Consider the following 17412-nt stretch of genomic DNA (forward strand, 5'->3'; position numbering starts at 1 on the left):
ATGCACTCGCCAACCACAAGAACTGGGGAAAGGGTTTAGACCCATGAGCAAGAACTACCGCGTCCTCGATCTCATCCGGCGCAACCGCACGCCGCTTGAAAATCACCTCATCGACGGCCTCATCGACGGCCGCGTCAGCCGCCGCGATTTCGTGCGCCACGGCAGCCTGCTCGGCCTGTCGCTGCCGCTTCTCGGCCGCATCGGCATGGCCGCCGGCTTCGGCGGCGCGCCCTCGCTTGCCCGCGCCCAGGGCGCGCCGGGCGCCACCATCCGCGTCGGCAGCAGCGTGCCGGCCGCCGCGATCGACCCGGTCACCATCGCCGACGCCGGCGGCCTGCTCGTCATGCAGCAGGTCGCCGAATTCCTCTGCGTCGACGGCCCCGACCTGGTGCTCAAGCCGGCACTGGCCGAAAGCTGGAAGCCGAATACCGATGGCTCGGTGTGGACCTTCACGCTGCGCAAGGGCGTCAAGTTCCACTCAGGCGGCGAGATGAAGGCCGAGGACGTGGTGGCCAGCATCGACCGGCTTGCCGATCCCGCCAACTCCTCCAACGCGCTGTCGGTGTTCAGCGGCATCCTCTCGAAGGGCGCCAGCAAGAAGGTCGACGACTACACGGTGGAATTCCATCTCGACGCGCCGAACGGTAATTTCCCCTACATGCTGTCGTCCGACAACTACAACGCCGTCATCATCCCGGCGAGCTACAAGGGCGATTACGAAAAGAGCTTCGACGGCACCGGACCGTTCAAGCTGGAGAAGTACACGCCCAAAGTCGGCGCCTCCTTCGTTCGCAATGAGAACTACTGGGGCGAAAAGGCCCTGCCGGAGCGCACCGAATTCACCTTCTTCACAGACATCCAGCCGCAGATCCTGGCGCTACAGGGCGGCCAGATCGACATCATCAATCAGATGCCGGTGCTGGCGGGCGTCGCCGTCCTCAACGATCCGAACGTGAACGTCATCAGCCTGAAATCGTCGGCGCATCAGCAACTGCATCTGCGCTGCGACGACGGTCCGATGAAGGACCCGCGGGTACGCCGCGCCATTGCGCTCAGCATCGATCGCAAGAAGTTGGTCGCCGGCCTGATGAAAGGCCGCGCCCAGGAGGGCAATGACAGCCCGTTCGCCGGGGTCTATCCGTCGACGGACACCACCGTGCCGCAGCGCGAGCAGGACATCGCGCAGGCCAAGCAGCTGATGGAAGCGGCCGGCGCCGGCAAGGGGTTCAAAATAACGCTGACCACCGAGCGCTATCTGGAAATCCCCGAATACGCGCAGCTGATCCAGAACTGGGTCAAGGAGATCGGTATCGAGCTCGAGCTCAACATCCTCGACCAGAGCGCCTATTACGGCGATGCCGTGTTCGGCAAATCGAACTGGCTGGATTCGGTGATGGGCATCACCGACTACGGCCACCGCGGCGTGCCGAACGTCTATCTCGCGGCGCCATTGAAGAGCGAAGGCACCTGGAATGCCGCGCATTTCAAGAACAAGGACTATGACCAGCTGGCGACGAGCTATATCGCTGCCCTCGACCTCGAGGCGCAGAAGGCTGCAGCCGGCAAGATCCAGAAGCTGCTGCTCGAGGAAACGCCGGTGATCTTCGGCTATTTCTACGACTACCTGACTGCGACGGCGAAAGGCGTGGCGGGCGTACAGCCCACCGCCATGTCACAGCTGTTCCTCGAAAAGGCTTCGAAAGCCTGACGCGAGGGAGCAAGCTTATCCCTGACATCCGGCTCTCGACGGAGAGCCGGCTCCAATAGGAGTATTCGCCATCCTCGGCTTCCTCATCCGGCGCCTGGCTCTGTCGCTCGTGACGCTGTTCCTGCTCAGCGTCATGGTGTTCCTGGGCGGCCAGGTGCTGCCCGGCAATGTCGGGCGCGCGATATTGGGGCCGTTTGCCGACCAGCGCGCCGTCGACGCGCTCAATCACTCGCTCGGCGTCGACCGGCCGCTGCTCGTCCAGTACGGAAGCTGGATCTGGAACTTCCTTCATGGCGACATGGGCACGTCCTACATTTTCCGCGCGCCGGTGGCGCCCTTCGTCATCGACGCTTTGGGCAATTCGATGAAGCTGGCGCTCGTCGCCTTCGTGCTGGTGGTGCCGATCGGCATCCTCGGCGGTGTCATCGCTGCGCTCAACCTCAACCGGCCGCTCGACCGCATCATCAGCCTCGGCGGACTGTCTGTGACGGTGCTGCCCGAGTTCGTCACCGGCATCATCCTGATCCTGATCTTCGGCGTCTGGCTGCGCTGGCTGCCGATCGCGGCGGCCTGGCCGAAGGGTGCCGGCGTCTTCACCCAGCTCTATTATCTCATCCTGCCGTCGCTGCCGCTGTTTCTGGTGCTGTTCGGCTATATCGCTCGCATGGCGCGGTCGGGGATGATCGAGGCGCTCGATTCCGACTATACGCGCACCGCGGTGCTTAAAGGTCTGCCGTGGCGCACGGTGATCTGGCGGCATGTGCTGCGCAACGCGCTATTGCCGACCATCACCGTCATCGCAACCCAGACCGGCTACCTCATCGGCGGCCTTGTCGTGATCGAGACGCTGTTCCGCTACCAAGGCATCGGCTCGCTGATCTTCACCGCCGCGCGCGGCAAGGATTTTCCGATGCTCGAGGCCGGCATCCTCACCATCGGCATCGTCTATGCGGTGGCCACATTGATCGCCGATTTCCTCTATTCGGTGCTCAATCCGCGCATCCGGCTGGGAGCGGAGCAATGAGCGCGACAGACACACCCGCTAACCTGCCAACGCCGGACGCCGCGACACAGCGCAGCCCCTGGGGCGAGGTGCTGCATTCGCTCTTGCGATCGGGAACCTTCCTCACCGGGCTCGGCATCGTCCTGCTCTGGATCGTCTGCGCGCTGTTCGGCGAGCATTTCGTCCCCTACGATCCGCTTGCCGACGACATCATCAACGCGCTGGCGCCACCGTCGGCCGAGCACTGGTTCGGCACCGACCAGATCGGCCGCGATGTCTTCTCGCGGGTCATCGTCGGCTCGCGCGATATCCTGACGGGGGCACCTTTGGCCACGATTCTGGCGACCATTGCCGGCACCGCGCTCGGGCTCGTCATCGGCTATTTCCGCGGCATCGTCGACGATATCGTCAGCCGTATCCTCGAAGCCTTCATGGCGATCCCGGTGGTGATCATCGCACTGCTCGCCATCGTCGCGCTCGGCACCTCCAAGATCACCGTGATCGTCGTCATCGGCTTGAGCTTCGCACCGATCATCGCCCGCACGGTGCGCTCGGCGGTGCTGGCCGAACGCGAGCTCGATTATGTCGCGGCGGCAAAACTTCGCCACGAAGGCGCGCTGCACACGATGTTCGTCGAGATCCTGCCCAACGTGATCCCGCCGATCCTGGTCGAGACGACGGTGCGTCTGGGCTATGCGATCTTCGCCGTCGCCACGCTTTCCTTCATGGGCTTCGGCATCCAGCCGCCCTCGCCCGACTGGGGACTCTCGATCTCCAGCAATTACGGCATGATCGGCGGCGGGTTCTGGTGGACGGTGCTGTTCGACGCGCTGGCGATCGCCTCGCTGGTGATCGGGGTCAACCTGGTGGCCGACGGCGTCCATGGAGCGTTCAATGACTGACAGGGACGCGCTCGAGCTCAACGATCTCTCGGTCGCCTATCGCGTCGGGCGCCGCAACCGGGCGGTGCTGCGCAATGTCAGCTTCAAGATCGGCCGCGGCGAGGCCTATGGGCTGGTCGGCGAATCCGGCTGCGGAAAGTCGACCGCGGCGCTGTCCGTGGTCCGCTACCTGCCGCGCAACGGCTCGATCACCGGCGGCTCGATCGCGCTCGACGGCCAGGATGTGATGAAGCTCGATGCCGAGGCGCTCAGACGCGCCCGCGCGGAAAGTGTCTCCATGGTCTATCAGGATCCCGGCAAGGCGCTGAATCCATCACTGCGCATCGGCCGCCAGCTCACCGAGATCTTCGAGCTTGCCGGCATGTCGGGACAGGCGGCGAGCGACAAGGCGATCGCGATGCTCAATCTTGTGCGCATCTCGGATCCGGCCAGTGTCATGCAGCGCTACCCTCACCAGCTTTCCGGCGGCATGCAGCAGCGCGTGGCGATCGCCATGGCCTTGGCCAACGACCCCTCGATGCTGATCCTCGACGAGCCGACGACGGGTCTCGACGCGACGGTCGAAGCCGAAGTGCTCGACCTCATCGCGCAACTGCGCCGCGAGCTTTCGGCCTCAATCCTGTTCATCAGCCACAACCTCGCCGTGGTCTCCAACATGTGCGACCGGGTCGGCGTGCTCTATGCCGGCATGCTGGTCGAGGAAGGCTCGACGAAGGACGTCTTCAACGATCCGCGCCATCCCTACACGGTCGCTTTGCTGCGCTGCCTGCCGCGCGGCGGCCAGCGCAAGGACCAGGGCCGGCTCGACACGATCCCCGGCTTCCTGCCCGGCATCGGCGCCACGATCGTCGGCTGTGCCTTCGCCGACCGCTGCGCGCTGGCGACCGAGCGCTGCCGCACCGAGCCGCCGCCGCTCTATGAGCTTGGAGGCGGCCGGCTGTCGCGCTGCCACTATCACGACAAGGCGCAGTCGCTGCCGCGCGCGACACCCGCCGAGATTGCCGCCGTCGCGCCGAAGCACGCACCGCCCGTGCTGCAGGTCGAGGGGCTGAACAAGACCTATGCCAGCCATGGTCGTGCATTGAGGGCGGTGAAGGACGTTTCAGTCAGCCTCCGGCCCGGCGAGACGCTCGGGTTGGTCGGCGAGTCCGGCAGCGGCAAGACCACCTTCGCGAGGCTGCTGCTCGGCCTCGTGCCGCCGGACGAGGGCAGCAGCATCGAACTGGAGGGCAAGCAGTTGGCGCCGCGGCTTGCCAGCCGCTCGGAGGACCAGGTCAAGGCGGTGCAGATCGTCTTCCAGAATCCGGATTCGGCGCTCAACCGTTCGCATTCGATCCGGCATATCCTCAGCCGCGCTTTGAAGCGGTTGGGCGGGCTCACCGGCAAGTCGCTGGAAGCGCGCCTCGAAGAGCTCGTCCGCTCGGTGCGGCTCACCGACCGGCATCTCGCCGTCAAGCCGCGGCAGCTTTCGGGCGGTCTGAAGCAGCGCGTGGCGATCGCCCGCGCCTTCGCCGGCGATCCGCGCATCGTCGTCTGCGACGAGCCGACCTCGGCGCTCGACGTGTCGGTGCAGGCGGCGATCCTCAACCTCTTGGCCGACCTGCAGTCGAAGCAGGATGTGAGCTACATTTTCATCTCGCACGACCTCGGCGTGGTGCGCTATCTGTCCGACAAGATCGCGGTGCTCTATCTCGGCCGCATCATGGAGTTCGGACCGTCGGAAGCGGTGTTTTCCGGCCCGCATCACCCTTACACGGAAGCTCTGTTGTCGGCCGTTCCGAAACTCGACCGGACGGAAAGCTCGCGCATCCGCCTCGACGGCGAAATCCCTAGCGCGGCCAACCCACCCACGGGTTGCGTTTTCCACACGAGATGCCCGCGCAAGATCGGCGCGATCTGCGAGACGCAGGAGCCGGAACTAAGCGAGGCCGAGCCCGGGCACACAATCCGCTGCCATATTCCTTTCGCGGAGTTGGCAAGGCTGCAGAAGCCGAAGGCCGTGGAGCCGGCATAGTCGCCGCCAGCAAACGACAACGCCTGCTGGATTCGCTGCGCCGATGGCTGGCGCAGGGCGGCAAGCGCGCTGACACCGGCGCGGCCCTCCGTCAGCGACGTCCACGGCGTCCGCCGGGCGGCAAACCTCGTTTCGCCGCATAGGGGTTCCCTCGCGCCTCGATCCTGCCGGATCTTCCCCCGCCCCGCATCGTCAGTCTCGTTTTGAGCTCAATCCTAAGACACCGCCGAAATGTCGGTTGAAATATTTTTCAAACGGTCATAGGAATGTTCAAAGAGTGATTGCGGCGCGGGCGGCGCGCCAAGGACCGGAGGAAGCGACATGTCCCATCCGCAATTCGCAGCGGAACTCCTGCAGCGCGCTGAGAAACAAGGACCGATCACCATCGGTCTCGCCGGCGCCGGACAGATGGGAACGGATATCGTCGTTCAGGTCGCACTTATGCCGGGCATGCGCATCGGCGCCATTTCGGAGGTCAGGCCGCAGGCGGCGATCGATGCAGCGCTGCTTGCCGGCCATGACCGTTCCGATATCGTAGAGGCGCCCAATGCCCCGGCCATCGATCGCGCCATCGAGGCCGGAAAGATCGCGGTCACCGAGGACCTGCATGCGCTCGCCGCCGCCGGCCGCATCGACGTGATCATCGACGCAACGGGAAATCCCAACATCGGCACGCTGTTCGCGCTCGAGGTGATGAAGAACGGCAAGCATATCGTCATGCTCAATGTCGAGGCCGACATCACCATCGGCCGGTTCCTGAAGGAAGAGGCGCGCAAGGCCGGCGTCGTCTACACAGGTGCGGCCGGCGACGAGCCTGCCTGCACGCTCGAGATCATCGGCTTCGCCAAAAGCCTCGGCTTCAATATCGTTGCCGCCGGCAAGGGCAAGAACAATCCGCTGAAGTTCGACGCCGTGCCGGCCGAGTACGAGAAGGAGGCGGCCGAGCGCAACATGAATGCGCGCATGCTGGTCGAGTTCGTCGACGGCTCGAAGACGGCAATCGAGATGGTGGCAATCGCCAACGCGACGGGACTGGTGCCCGACGTGCCGGGCATGCACGGCCCTACCGCGACGCTAGAAGAACTAGCTAGCGTGCTCTGCCCGCGCGAGGATGGCGGCGTGCTTCATCGCAAGGGCGTTGTCGACTATTCGATCGGCAAGGGCGTCGCGCCCGGCGTGTTCTGCATCATCGAAACCAAGCATCCGCGCGTGCTGGAGCGCATGATCGACCTCAAGGTCGGCAAGGGCCCCTATTTCACGATCTTCCGCCCTTATCACCTCACCAGCCTGGAAGTGCCGCTGTCGGCGGCGCGCGCCGTGGTCTACAAGCGCGCCGACATGGAACCGCTCGATCATCCGGTGGCCGAGGCGGTGGCGGTGGCCAAGACCAGTCTCGGCACCGGCCAGTCGCTCGGCATGATCGGCGAGAACGACTACCGCGGCTTCGCCATGACTTGGGATGACGCGCGAGCCAAGGGCGCGCTGCCGCTCGGGCTTGCTGAACGTGCCAAGGTGGTGAAGCCGGTCAAGGCCGGCGACTTCCTGACCTATGAAAACTGTGTACCCGACGATTCGATGGTGATAACCCAGATCCGCCGTCGTCTCGACCAGTCGGACGGACGGTTCGTAACCAACGCGGCCTAAAGCGCGTCGCGCGGAATCGGATCTAGGCGACGCGCTTTAGGTCCTTTTTTATGCATGTCGTTTTCGCAAAACCGCTGCACACTTTTGCGCGACATGCTCTAACCTTCCGGATCCCAGCCTGATGGACGATGTGGTAATCGGGATCGACGCCTCGACGACCGCCGTGAAGGCGATTGCTTTCGCGCGCGACGGCTCGGAGCTTTTCCAGGCACGCGAGACCTATCCGCTTTCCAATCCGGCGCCCGGCCATTTCGAGCAGGACGCCGAGCATTGGTGGGCGGCGCTGCTGTCGGCGCTGCAGCAAGTCGCCAAGGCGATCGATGCCTCACGCGTGAAAGCCATCTCAATCGCGCACCAGCGCGAGAGCTTCACGCTGATCGACAACGCCGGCAAGCCGCTCATCCCCGCCATATTGTGGCTCGACGAACGCGCCCGCCGCCAGGTGGCGCGGCTTTCGGAAGAACTGGGCCGCGAGGCGATCCGCGACTGGAGCGGCAAGCCGCCGGACCCGACGCCGGCGCTCTACGCTTTGGCCTGGCTGATGGAGCACCGGCCGCAGGCGCTGGCGGAAGCGGCCGCGCTGGTCGACGTGCACGCGTTCTTGGTCCACCGGCTCACCGGGCGACTCGTCACCAGCACGGCGAGCGCCGATCCGCTCGGCCTGCTGGACATCGCGCATGGCGTCTGGCACCCGAGGCTGGTCGAGGCGGCGGGACTGCGGCCGGAGCAACTGCCGGAGCTCGCAGCCCCTGGCGCGGTCAGCGGCACGTTGTCGGAAAGCATCGCGGCGGCGATCGGCCTGAAGGCCGGCACGCCGGTTATTGCGGGCGCCGGAGACGGCCAGGCGATGGGCCTCGGCATGGGAGTCTACGGGTCCGGCAAAAGCTATCTGTCGTTGGGCTCAGGCGTCGTCAGCGGAAATTATTCCGGCACGGTCACGACGTCGGATGCATTCCGCACGCTGGTTTCGCCGACCGGCTCCGGCTTCATGCTGGAGACGGTGCTGCGTTCCGGCATGCAGTTGGTCGACTGGATCGTGCGCACCACCGGCGCGCCTTCGGCCGCGGTGCTGGAGAAGGCTGCGAAGGATGTCGCGCCAGGCAGCGACGGATTGCTCGTCATGCCCTATTGGGCCGGCGTCATGAGCCCTTACTGGGACGGCTCGGCGCGCGGCGCCATCGTCGGCCTGTCGCTCGATCACGAGCCAAGGCATCTCTTCCGCGCGGTGCTGGAGGGCGTAGCGCTGGAGCAGGCGATCGCCACCGAGGCGATGGAGGAACAGACCGGCAAGGCCGACGCGATGATCGCGGCCGGCGGCGGCACCAATTGCGCACTGCTGATGGAAATCATGGCGAGCGTGCTCGAGCGCCCGCTCTTCGTCTCGCCGGTCAACGAAGCAGCGGCGCTGGGAGCCGCCATGCTCGCGGCCTCGGCAATCGGCTGGTTCGCGTCACCGGAAGAAGCGGCAAAGGCGATGGCGGCACGGCCGGCACGCCAGGTCGATCCTGTCGAGGCGCTTGTTCCGACCTACCGCGCACGCAAAGAAGTCTATCGTGATCTCTATCACGCGACACGCGATATCCACACGCGGCTCGGCGCGATTACCGGAACTACCGGCTAAGCAGCCCCTTGGCCGCGTCTTCGTCGGTGATCAGCACCGAGACCTTCGTATTCGCAAGTGCGGCGCGCATGACGGCGATCTTCTCCCGCCCGCCCGACACCAGGATGGTGGTCGGAATGTCGGAGAGATCCTGCAGCGGGTAGGCGCAGACGCGGCGGTTGACCTCATGGTCAACGATGCGGCCCTCGGCATCGATGAAGTGGCAGAGGATATCGCCGACCGCGCCCGCCGCCTGCAATTCCTCCAATTCGCTGGGCTTGATGAAACCGTAATTGGCGATCGGGCTGTCGTTGGAAAAGGAGCCGACGCTGAGCACGGCGATGTTGGCGCGCCGCGCCCTAAAGACCACATCCTGGACGCTGCGCTGGCTCATGAAGGCATCGCGCTGCTCCGGCCTGTCGGCATAGACGGGCACGGGCAGCAGATAGCATTCGGCGCCGATCTTCTCAGCGAATTCCCAGGCGCTCTCGGTCGGATTGAGCGGCTGCGCATGGGTGAGGCCGCCAAGCATCGAGACCACGGTGGTCCTGGCGATCGGTCGCCTGGGCAATTCGTTGATGGCGAATTTCAGCGTCCTGCCCCAACCCAGTGCGATAACGTCGCCCGGATTGACGTTGTCGGCGAGATAGGCGGCGGCGGCATGGCCGATCATCAGCGGCGCGTTGCTCCGGTCGGCGGCCGACGGCACGACCACCGCCTGGCTGAGGCCGAAGCGCTGCTTCAGGCTTTCCTCCAGCTGCACGCATTCGACGACGCTGTCGCGAATGCGGAACTGGACCACGCCCTCCTCGCGCGCGGCCGACAGAATCCGGTGCACCTTGATACGGCCGACGCCGAGGATCTCCGAGATCCGCTCCTGCGTCAGCCCTTCGACATAATAGTGCCAGGCGGCTCGGGCCTTGAGCTCGGCATCCGGAAAACGCGAGACCCTGTCGTTCTCGATCACCGCCATGCTTTATGCCTCCGTATGCGCTCGACTTCCCTATGGCAAACTGTCGGTTCACGCAAACTGCCGCCGAATGGCTGCGCGGCACTTGACAATTTTCTGATGAACGTTTTAGCTGAACAAAATTGCAGATCAAAGATAAATTGTTCACAAGGGAGGATGCCTGGTGAACAAGAGCGGAAGGCAAGGCACGCCTAACCGCTGACGGAGGAGACGAAGTGGCCGTGAGCAACGAGACGAGCGAGTTGAAGGCTGGCACCGGCGCCGCGCAGGCCGCTTCCGGTGCGAAGCTTTCGGCGTTGTTTGCCGGAACGATGGGACCGCTGATCGGGCTGGTGCTGCTGTGCCTGGCGCTGGCGCTGACCACCGACACCTTCCTGACGGTACGCAATATCCTCAACGTGCTCGACCAGGTGACCGTCCTCGGCATCATGGCGATCGGCATGACGCTGGTCATCCTGATCGGCGGCATCGACCTTTCCGTCGGCTCGGTGCTGGCGCTGGCCTCGATGGTGATGGGCTATGTCGCCTATCCCGACTATCTCAATCTCGGCATCCCGGCGGGCATCGCCGCGGCGCTCGTCGTCGCCGCTCTCTGCGGCCTGGTGTCGGGCCTGCTGGTGACGGTGACGAAACTGCCGCCCTTCATCGCGACGCTTGCCATGATGTCGGTGGCGCGCGGCCTCGCCAACATGATCACCGACGGCTCGCAGATCGTCGGCTTTCCCGACTGGTTCACCAACCTCTCGATCGTGCGCCACTTCGGCTTCCTGTCGGTCACCGTCGGGCTGATGATCGTGCTGGCGATCGTCTTCGCGATCTTCCTCAATTACCGCGCCACCGGCCGCAGCCTCTACGCGATCGGCGGCAGCGCCGAGGTTGCCCGCCTCTCCGGCATTCCGGTGAAGTCGCTGACCAACTGGGTCTACGCAATCTGCGCACTGCTGGCGGGACTGGCCGGCATCGTGCTCGCGGCCCGGCTCGATTCCGTGCAGCCGAGCTCGGGCGTCGGCTACGAGCTCGACACGATCGCCGCGGTGGTGATCGGCGGCGCCAGCCTTTCCGGCGGCATCGGCTCGATCGGCGGCACGGCGATCGGCGTTCTCATCATCGGCGTGCTGCGCAACGGCCTCAACCTGCTCGGCGTGTCACCCTTCATCCAGCAGGTGGTGATCGGCGTGGTGATCGCGCTGGCGGTTGCCACCGATACCTGGCGGCGGCGCCGCCAATAGGAATTCGCCCGGATGTCCGGGCGGAACGGATCGGTCGATCCGAGACTGGGACTGTCCGGCCGAGGGCGCCGCGATGCGCAGGCGGACAGATCGAACACCAACGGAGGAAAAACATGCTGACCAAACGTTCACTGCTGCTTGCGGCCGCGGCCATCGTCCCGCTGCTCGGCCTGTCCGATGCCGCCTCGGCCAAGGACGCCAAGAAGCTCGGCCTCGCCGTCGCCAATCTGCAGGCGGACTTCTTCAACCAGATCAAGCAGTCGGTCGAAGCCTATGCCAAGGAGAAGGGCATCGAGGTCATCACCGTCGACGCCAAGGGCGATTCGGCCACGCAGGTCAGCCAGGTGCAGGACCTCGTCACCCAGAACATCGACGCGCTGATCTATATCCCGGCCGGCGCCACCGCCGCGACGGTGCCGACCAAGACCGCGAAGGCCGCCGGCATCCCGGTGGTCAATGTCGACCGCAACGCCGACGGCGCGCCCGGCGACACCTTCATCGCCACCGACAGCGTCAACTCGGCCAAGGGCGTGTGCGACTACATCGCCAAGCAGGCCGGCGGCAAGGGCGAGATGGTGATCATCCATGGCCAGAAGGGCACGACGCCGGAAGTCGACCGCTCCAAGGGCTGCGGCGAGGCGCTCAAGGCGTATCCGGACATCAAGGTGGTCGGCGAGCTCTGGAGCGATCAGTGGCACCAGGACGAAGGCTTCAAGCTGGCGCAGGACCTGCTGCAGGCCCATCCGAATGTCTCGATCATCTTCGGCCAGGCCGACGCGCTGGCTCTGGGCGCCGCGCAGGCGGTCAAGGTCGCCAACCCCGACCACAAGGTCTGGATCGCCGGCTTCGACGGCGACGTTGCGGCGCTCAAGGCGCTGAAGGACGGCGTGTTTGACGTCACCGCGACCCAGCAGACGCAGGGCATGGGCCGGCTAGCCGTCGACTCGGCGATCAAGATCGTGGCGGGCGAAAAGCTGCCGGCCGAGCAACTGCAGGACGCGACGCTGACCACCAAGGACAATGTCTCGCAATTCATCGAGAAGCATCCGTAAGGCGGCAACCGTTGAGAGAGCGCCACGATGTCCACTGAACCTCGCCATAGCGAAGGCCCGCATAACGGGCTCTTCGTCAACGGCCTCTGCAAGAGCTACGGACCGGTGCAGGTCCTGGCCGATGCGAGCTTCGAGGTGCGGCCGGGCGAGGTCGTGGCGCTGCTCGGCGAGAACGGTGCCGGGAAGTCGACGGTGTCCAACATCATCGCCGGTTCGACCAAGCCTGATGCCGGCACCATCATCTGGCGGGGGAAGCCCTATTCCCCCGCCAATCCCGCCGCGGCCATCGAGGCCGGCGTCGGCATGATCCATCAGGAATTGAAGCTGCTGCCGGACCTATCGGTGGCGGAGAATGTCTATGTCGGGCGGCTGCCGATGCGGGGCGGCCGCATCGACCGGGCAACCATGAACGCGAAGGCCTCGGCGCAATTGAAGCGCCTCGGCCTCGACGTCTCGCCGGAGCGCAAGGTACGCACGCTGCGCGTCGCGGCACAGCAGCAGGTGGAGATCGCCAAGGCGCTGACGCTGAATGCCGAGCTTCTGATCCTCGACGAACCGACCGCCGCGCTCGGCGGCGAGGAGACGGAGCTGCTGTTCAAGCAAATCCGCAAGCTCAAGGCCGAAGGCATGTCCTTCATCTATATCAGCCACCGGCTGGACGAGATCGCTCAGATCGCCGACCGTGTGGTGGTAATGCGCGACGGCCGCATCGTCGCCCGGCACGAGCGCGCCGACATCCCGGTGCGCACGGTCGTCGAGCAGATGGTCGGACGCAGCGTCGAACGCATGTTCCCGAAGCTGTCGGCGCCGGGCACCGAGACAGTGCTCGAAGTCGAGAACCTGTCCTCGCCGGAGCGCAGCTTCAACAATGTTTCGTTCGCGGTGAAATCGGGCGAAATCCTGGGCATCGCCGGGCTGATCGGCGCCGGCCGCACCGAACTGGTCAGGGCGATCGCCGGCGCCGATCCAATCTCGTCCGGCGCGGTGCGGGTCGCGGGCCAGCCTGTTCATCTCAGCGGCCCCGCGGCGGCGATCAGGGCCGGCGTCGTGCTGGTGCCGGAGGACCGCAAGGAACAGGGCGTCGTATTGGAGCAGACGATCGGCGAGAACCTCGCCATCGGCAATTTCGATCATGTCGCACCGAAGGGCTGGGTGTTTCCCAAAGCGGTTCAGAGGTTCGCCGAGGCCGGCATATCGAGGCTCGGCGTCAAGGGTCGGCCGAACCAGGCGGTCTCAAAACTTTCCGGCGGCAACCAGCAGAAGGTGATCATCGCCAAATGGGTGTCGCGGCCGCCCAAGGTGTTCATCCTCGATGAGCCGACGCGCGGCATCGACGTTGGCGCCCGCGCGGCGATCTACGATGTCATCGCCGACCTTGCCCGCTCGGGCATGGCCGTGGTGGTGGTGAGCTCGGATCTCGAGGAGGTGCTGGGGCTTTCGCACCGGGTTCTGGTGCTGAGCCGCGGCCGCCAGCGCGGCATCCTCGATCGCGACGAAGCAAGCAATGTCGCCGTGATGGAACTCGCCACGAGCTGAGGGCACGGCAGATGGGAATAAAGCGCAGCAGGTGATAGCCTCCCAAGCACCGGACCGCGCGGGGCGCCAGCAGGGCTGGCGCCCCTTCTTTCAGGGAGAGGGAGAAAGATGAAACTGTTCGATATTGATGGCGACGTGGCGCTGGTGACGGGCGCCGGCAGCGGCATCGGTCAAGCGATCGCCATCGGTCTGGCGGAAGCCGGCGCCGATGTCGCCTGCTTCGGCCACAGCTCGAAGGGCGGGCTGGGAGACACGGCCGACAAGATCAGGGCGCTCGGCCGCAAGGCGCTGGTGCTGACCGGAACTGTCACATCGCAGAGCGATCTCGCGGCAGCGGTCGAACGCGTCGAAAAGGAACTCGGCGCGCTGACGATCGCGGTCAACAATGCCGGCGTCGCCGGTGCCGAACCCGCCGAGACGCTGCCGATTGAGAAGTGGCAGAAGCTCTACGACGTCAATGTCAGCGGCGTGTTCCTGTCCTGCCAGGCCGAGGCGCGCGTCATGCTGCCCCGGCGCAAAGGCTCGATCATCAACATCGCCTCGATGTCCGGCTCGATCGTCAACCGCGGCCTGACGCAGGCGCACTATAATTCGTCCAAGGCGGCGGTGATCCACATGTCGAAGAGCCTCGCCATGGAGTGGGCCGATCGCGGCCTGCGCGTCAATGTGGTGAGCCCCGGCTACACGCTGACGCCGATGAACAAGCGGCCGGAGGTCGCCGAGCAGGTCAAAATCTTCGAGCGCGACACGCCGATGGGCCGCATGGCGACGCCTGAGGAAATGGTCGGGCCGACCGTGTTCCTGGCGAGCCGGGCCGCGAGTTTCGTCACCGGCATCGACCTCATCGTCGATGGCGGCTTCGTCTGCTGGTAGGAGAAAGAAAAAGTGCAGAAGCGTTTCGAAGGAAAGACGGCAATCGTCACAGGCGCCAGCGGCGGCATCGGTGCGGCCATGGCGAAGCGTTTCGCGGCGGAAGGTGCTGCGGTCGTGATCAGCGCCATTGATCCGCGCGTCGACGAGGTCGCCGCCGGCCTGAAGGCTGCGGGCGCGAAGGTCGCCTCGATGCGCATGGACGTGACGAAGAAGGACGAGGTCGAAGCGCTTTACGATCTCGCGGAGAATGAATTCGGTCGGGTCGACATTTCGGTGCAGAACGCCGGCGTCATCACCATCGCCAAAATCGAGGCGATGACGGAATCCGAGTGGGACAAGGTGATGGCGGTGAACACGAAAGGCGTGTTCCTGTGCTGCCAGGAAGCGATCGCGCGCATGCGCAAGCACGGCCAAGGCGGCCGGCTGATCAATACCGCGTCCGGCCAGGCGCGGCAGGGTTTCATCTACACGCCGCATTACGCCGCGTCGAAGTTCGGGGTTGTCGGCATCACGCAGAGCCTGGCCAAGGAAGTGGCCAAGGAGAAGATCACCGTCAACGCCATCTGCCCCGGCATCATCGACACCGACATGTGGGCCTATAACGACACCGCATGGGGCCAGCTGCTCGGCGACTACAAGCCGGGCGAGCTGATGGCGGAATGGGTGAAGAACATCCCGATGGGCCGCGCCGGCAGCGGCGAAGACGTCTCGGGCCTCGTCAGCTTTCTCGCCAGCGATGACGCGGCCTACATCACCGGACAGACCATCAATGTCGACGGCGGCCTGATCATGTCGTGAGAAGGCCTGCGATGCGTTGAGTGACCGCGGCGCCAGCCTCGCTGCGACCCAGGCAGCCGGGTCGCGACAGCCGATTTCATCGCAGGTTCTGCGACATAAGACGGCTTGCCGCCGTGATTGCGCTCCTGTATCGCCACCGAATATGTTCACCTCGAGTGAAATAAATCGGCGGAAAGTTGAGGGGCGCCATGGCGAAGAAGACGACCGACACCAAGCCTTCCGGCGCGAGCGACCAAGCCAAGCCGTTGCCGAAGAGCGTCTCGGCGGACGGGCGAACCGTGCGAACCATCCGCGCGCCGCTGACGCAGAATCCGCACGCCGTCCGCGACACGCGCGAGAAAGTGCTGGAGGTGGCGATCGGCCATGAGGTGCGCGCCTTCCGCAAGAAGCTCGGCATCACCGTCGCCGATCTCGCGGCCGCCACCGACATTTCGTTGGGCATGCTGTCGAAGATCGAGAACGGCATCACCTCGCCGTCGCTAACCACGCTGCAGGCGCTGTCGCGGGCGCTCGGCGTGCCGGTCACGGCCTTCTTCCGCCGCTTCGAGGAAGAGCGCGCCGCCGTCTTCGTCAAGGCCGGCGAAGGCGTCGACGTCGAGCGGCGCGGCACACGCGCCGGCCACCAGTACAATCTGCTTGGCCATATCGGCGCCAACACCAGCGGCGTGGTGGTCGAGCCCTATCTGATCACGCTGACCGAGGACTCCGACGTGTTCCCGACCTTCCAGCATGCGGGTATGGAGTTCCTCTATATGCTCGAGGGCGAGGTCGTATACCGGCACGGCAGCAATCTCTATCCGATGAAGCCGGGCGACAGCCTGTTCTTCGACGCCGATGCGCCGCATGGGCCGGAAGAACTGACACAGCTGCCGATGCGCTATCTCTCCATCATCTGCTATCCGCAGAACAGCACGACCTGACCAACCCGAACCCGGACATCGTCGGTGACGCATTCGTCGAAGGTCCGACCTCGCGAAGCATTTCCGTGGCATTTCCACCAGCTCGTGCCGGCGCTGTGCCGTCCGCGGCAATTATCCTGCAGGCAAATAGTTTTATCCACAGGCAATCCTGCGGCGGACCCCCAAACCGTTTACCGAACGGAAAACCGGCTTGACAACTTCGCGGTTCGGGCAGAACTTATGAAAAAAATTTCACTCTGTTGAAAGAGTGGACGCCCGGTCGATTGCGGGGCCGGACGTCGAGAAAAGGGGAAAAACCGATGTCCGACCTTAAGCAGCGCATCGAAGCGCTGTACCGTTCCGACGTGCGCGGATCCGTGCTCCTGATCGTCTGCCTTTGGGCGACGATCCTCTTCGTCCTCTTGATGACCTGGGCCTACATCCCCGACAGCGGGATCAAGCTCGTGGTGGTGATCGCCGCGGCCGCGGTGCTGATCTTCAACACCGCCGCCATCCTGGCGATGCTCAACCACTACAAGGAAGACAAGGATTTCATCTACGGCCTCGACATCAAGAACGCCGATGCGTTCCGCAACCGCCAGTCCTGAAGGGAGAAAGCATGTCCCGCTACATTCCGCCGGAGCAGAGCAAGGCCGGTCAGGTCTTCGACATCGCCGTCGTCGTCGTCGCCATTTTCGTGGCGCTTTGGTTGCCGCTGAAACTCGGCCTCGCGGGTGCTGCGAAATCGATCGACGTGCTCGACGCCAAGACCTGGGAAGCGCTCGGCCAGAACGCGACCATGGCCTCCATCTGGGAAAAGCTCGGCTACACGCCGGAGACCGCCCACGACATCATCCAGAACCGCTTCCACTACATCATCGACTGGCCGACGCTGATCATCATGGCGGTGGTGCTGATCGCCTATTTCGTCTTCCTGTTCCGCGCCTCCGATCGCGAATATCGCGAGGTGATCAACGAGAAGTTCGACGGCAAGTAACCCGGGAACACGATCATGTGGATGACAGTCTCTTACGCATGCTGGGGCATCTCGATCCTGCTCGCGCTGTGGATGCTCTACGACTGGTTCAAGGTCGACACGACCTATTCCGAGGAGACGCTGACCTCCTCGCGCGAAGGCGAGCTTGAAGCCGTCTCCGAAAAGCACCGGATCTGAGTGGAGCCTC

The 17412-nt window shown here is 64.7% G+C and carries 16 protein-coding genes; 15 read left to right on the forward strand and 1 reads right to left on the reverse strand.

The annotated features are described in order from the left end of the window. Positions 1 to 43: 43 nt before the first annotated feature. From P9217_RS05625 to P9217_RS05650, 6 genes are all read left to right on the forward strand, one after another. Entirely contained in the window at positions 44 to 1708 is a 1665-nt protein-coding gene (locus tag P9217_RS05625) for an ABC transporter substrate-binding protein (protein ID WP_067327776.1), read from the forward strand. A gap of 85 nt (positions 1709 to 1793) precedes the next feature. Continuing rightward, positions 1794 to 2732: an ABC transporter permease gene (locus P9217_RS05630; RefSeq protein ID WP_278057229.1), complete on the forward strand. Its 939-nt coding sequence runs from the start codon at positions 1794 to 1796 to the stop codon at positions 2730 to 2732. Then, complete coding sequence (locus tag P9217_RS05635) at positions 2729 to 3613, forward strand: ABC transporter permease (RefSeq protein WP_278086456.1); 885 nt, start codon at positions 2729 to 2731, stop codon at positions 3611 to 3613. Before P9217_RS05630 ends, P9217_RS05635 begins: the two co-directional genes overlap by 4 nt. Further along, on the forward strand, positions 3606 to 5627 hold the full coding sequence (locus P9217_RS05640) for an ABC transporter ATP-binding protein (protein WP_278086455.1): 2022 nt from the start codon (positions 3606 to 3608) through the stop codon (positions 5625 to 5627). The genes P9217_RS05635 and P9217_RS05640 overlap by 8 nt, the downstream gene beginning before the upstream one ends. 321 nt (positions 5628 to 5948) lie before the next feature. After that, positions 5949 to 7271 (forward strand): homoserine dehydrogenase, encoded by a 1323-nt coding sequence (locus P9217_RS05645; RefSeq protein WP_278086454.1) that lies wholly within the window; start codon positions 5949 to 5951, stop codon positions 7269 to 7271. Between the two features lie 121 nt (positions 7272 to 7392). Then, positions 7393 to 8892: an FGGY family carbohydrate kinase gene (locus P9217_RS05650; protein WP_127325177.1), complete on the forward strand. Its 1500-nt coding sequence runs from the start codon at positions 7393 to 7395 to the stop codon at positions 8890 to 8892. Here the strand turns inward: P9217_RS05650 and P9217_RS05655 are convergent. Beyond that, positions 8882 to 9844 carry a sugar-binding transcriptional regulator gene (locus P9217_RS05655; protein WP_127246468.1) on the reverse strand — a complete coding sequence of 321 codons (963 nt, stop codon included), beginning with the start codon at positions 9842 to 9844 and terminating at the stop codon, positions 8882 to 8884. The two genes, P9217_RS05650 and P9217_RS05655, sit on opposite strands and share 11 nt — an antisense overlap. Before the next feature lie 239 nt (positions 9845 to 10083). On the opposite strand from P9217_RS05655, the gene P9217_RS05660 reads away from it, so the two are divergent. The 9 genes from P9217_RS05660 to P9217_RS05700 all read left to right on the forward strand — a co-directional run bounded on the left by P9217_RS05660 (position 10084) and on the right by P9217_RS05700 (position 17402). After that, positions 10084 to 11070 carry an ABC transporter permease gene (locus tag P9217_RS05660; RefSeq protein ID WP_278086951.1) on the forward strand — a complete coding sequence of 329 codons (987 nt, stop codon included), beginning with the start codon at positions 10084 to 10086 and terminating at the stop codon, positions 11068 to 11070. Positions 11071 to 11183: 113 nt separating this feature from the next. Next, entirely contained in the window at positions 11184 to 12122 is a 939-nt protein-coding gene (locus P9217_RS05665) for a sugar ABC transporter substrate-binding protein (RefSeq protein WP_067327770.1), read from the forward strand. Positions 12123 to 12149: 27 nt separating this feature from the next. Further along, positions 12150 to 13658 carry a sugar ABC transporter ATP-binding protein gene (locus P9217_RS05670; protein ID WP_095776247.1) on the forward strand — a complete coding sequence of 503 codons (1509 nt, stop codon included), beginning with the start codon at positions 12150 to 12152 and terminating at the stop codon, positions 13656 to 13658. 108 nt (positions 13659 to 13766) lie between these two features. After that, the gene (locus P9217_RS05675) at positions 13767 to 14531 is read left to right on the forward strand and encodes an SDR family oxidoreductase (RefSeq protein ID WP_278086453.1); all 765 of its coding nucleotides are present in this window, start codon (positions 13767 to 13769) and stop codon (positions 14529 to 14531) included. Positions 14532 to 14543: 12 nt separating this feature from the next. After that, entirely contained in the window at positions 14544 to 15329 is a 786-nt protein-coding gene (locus P9217_RS05680) for a glucose 1-dehydrogenase (RefSeq protein WP_278086452.1), read from the forward strand. A gap of 188 nt (positions 15330 to 15517) precedes the next feature. Next, positions 15518 to 16249: a helix-turn-helix domain-containing protein gene (locus P9217_RS05685; protein ID WP_127240608.1), complete on the forward strand. Its 732-nt coding sequence runs from the start codon at positions 15518 to 15520 to the stop codon at positions 16247 to 16249. Positions 16250 to 16548: 299 nt separating this feature from the next. Beyond that, a complete protein-coding gene (locus P9217_RS05690) occupies positions 16549 to 16836 on the forward strand; it encodes a hypothetical protein (RefSeq protein WP_066988933.1) in 288 nt (95 codons plus the stop codon). Between the two features lie 11 nt (positions 16837 to 16847). Continuing rightward, positions 16848 to 17225: a hypothetical protein gene (locus P9217_RS05695; protein WP_067327765.1), complete on the forward strand. Its 378-nt coding sequence runs from the start codon at positions 16848 to 16850 to the stop codon at positions 17223 to 17225. A 15-nt stretch (positions 17226 to 17240) separates the two neighbouring features. Beyond that, a complete protein-coding gene (locus P9217_RS05700; protein WP_082953998.1) occupies positions 17241 to 17402 on the forward strand; it encodes a hypothetical protein in 162 nt (53 codons plus the stop codon). Positions 17403 to 17412: the final 10 nt, after the last annotated feature.

This window comes from Mesorhizobium sp. WSM4989, from assembly GCF_029625795.1.
Lineage (GTDB): Bacteria > Pseudomonadota > Alphaproteobacteria > Rhizobiales > Rhizobiaceae > Mesorhizobium.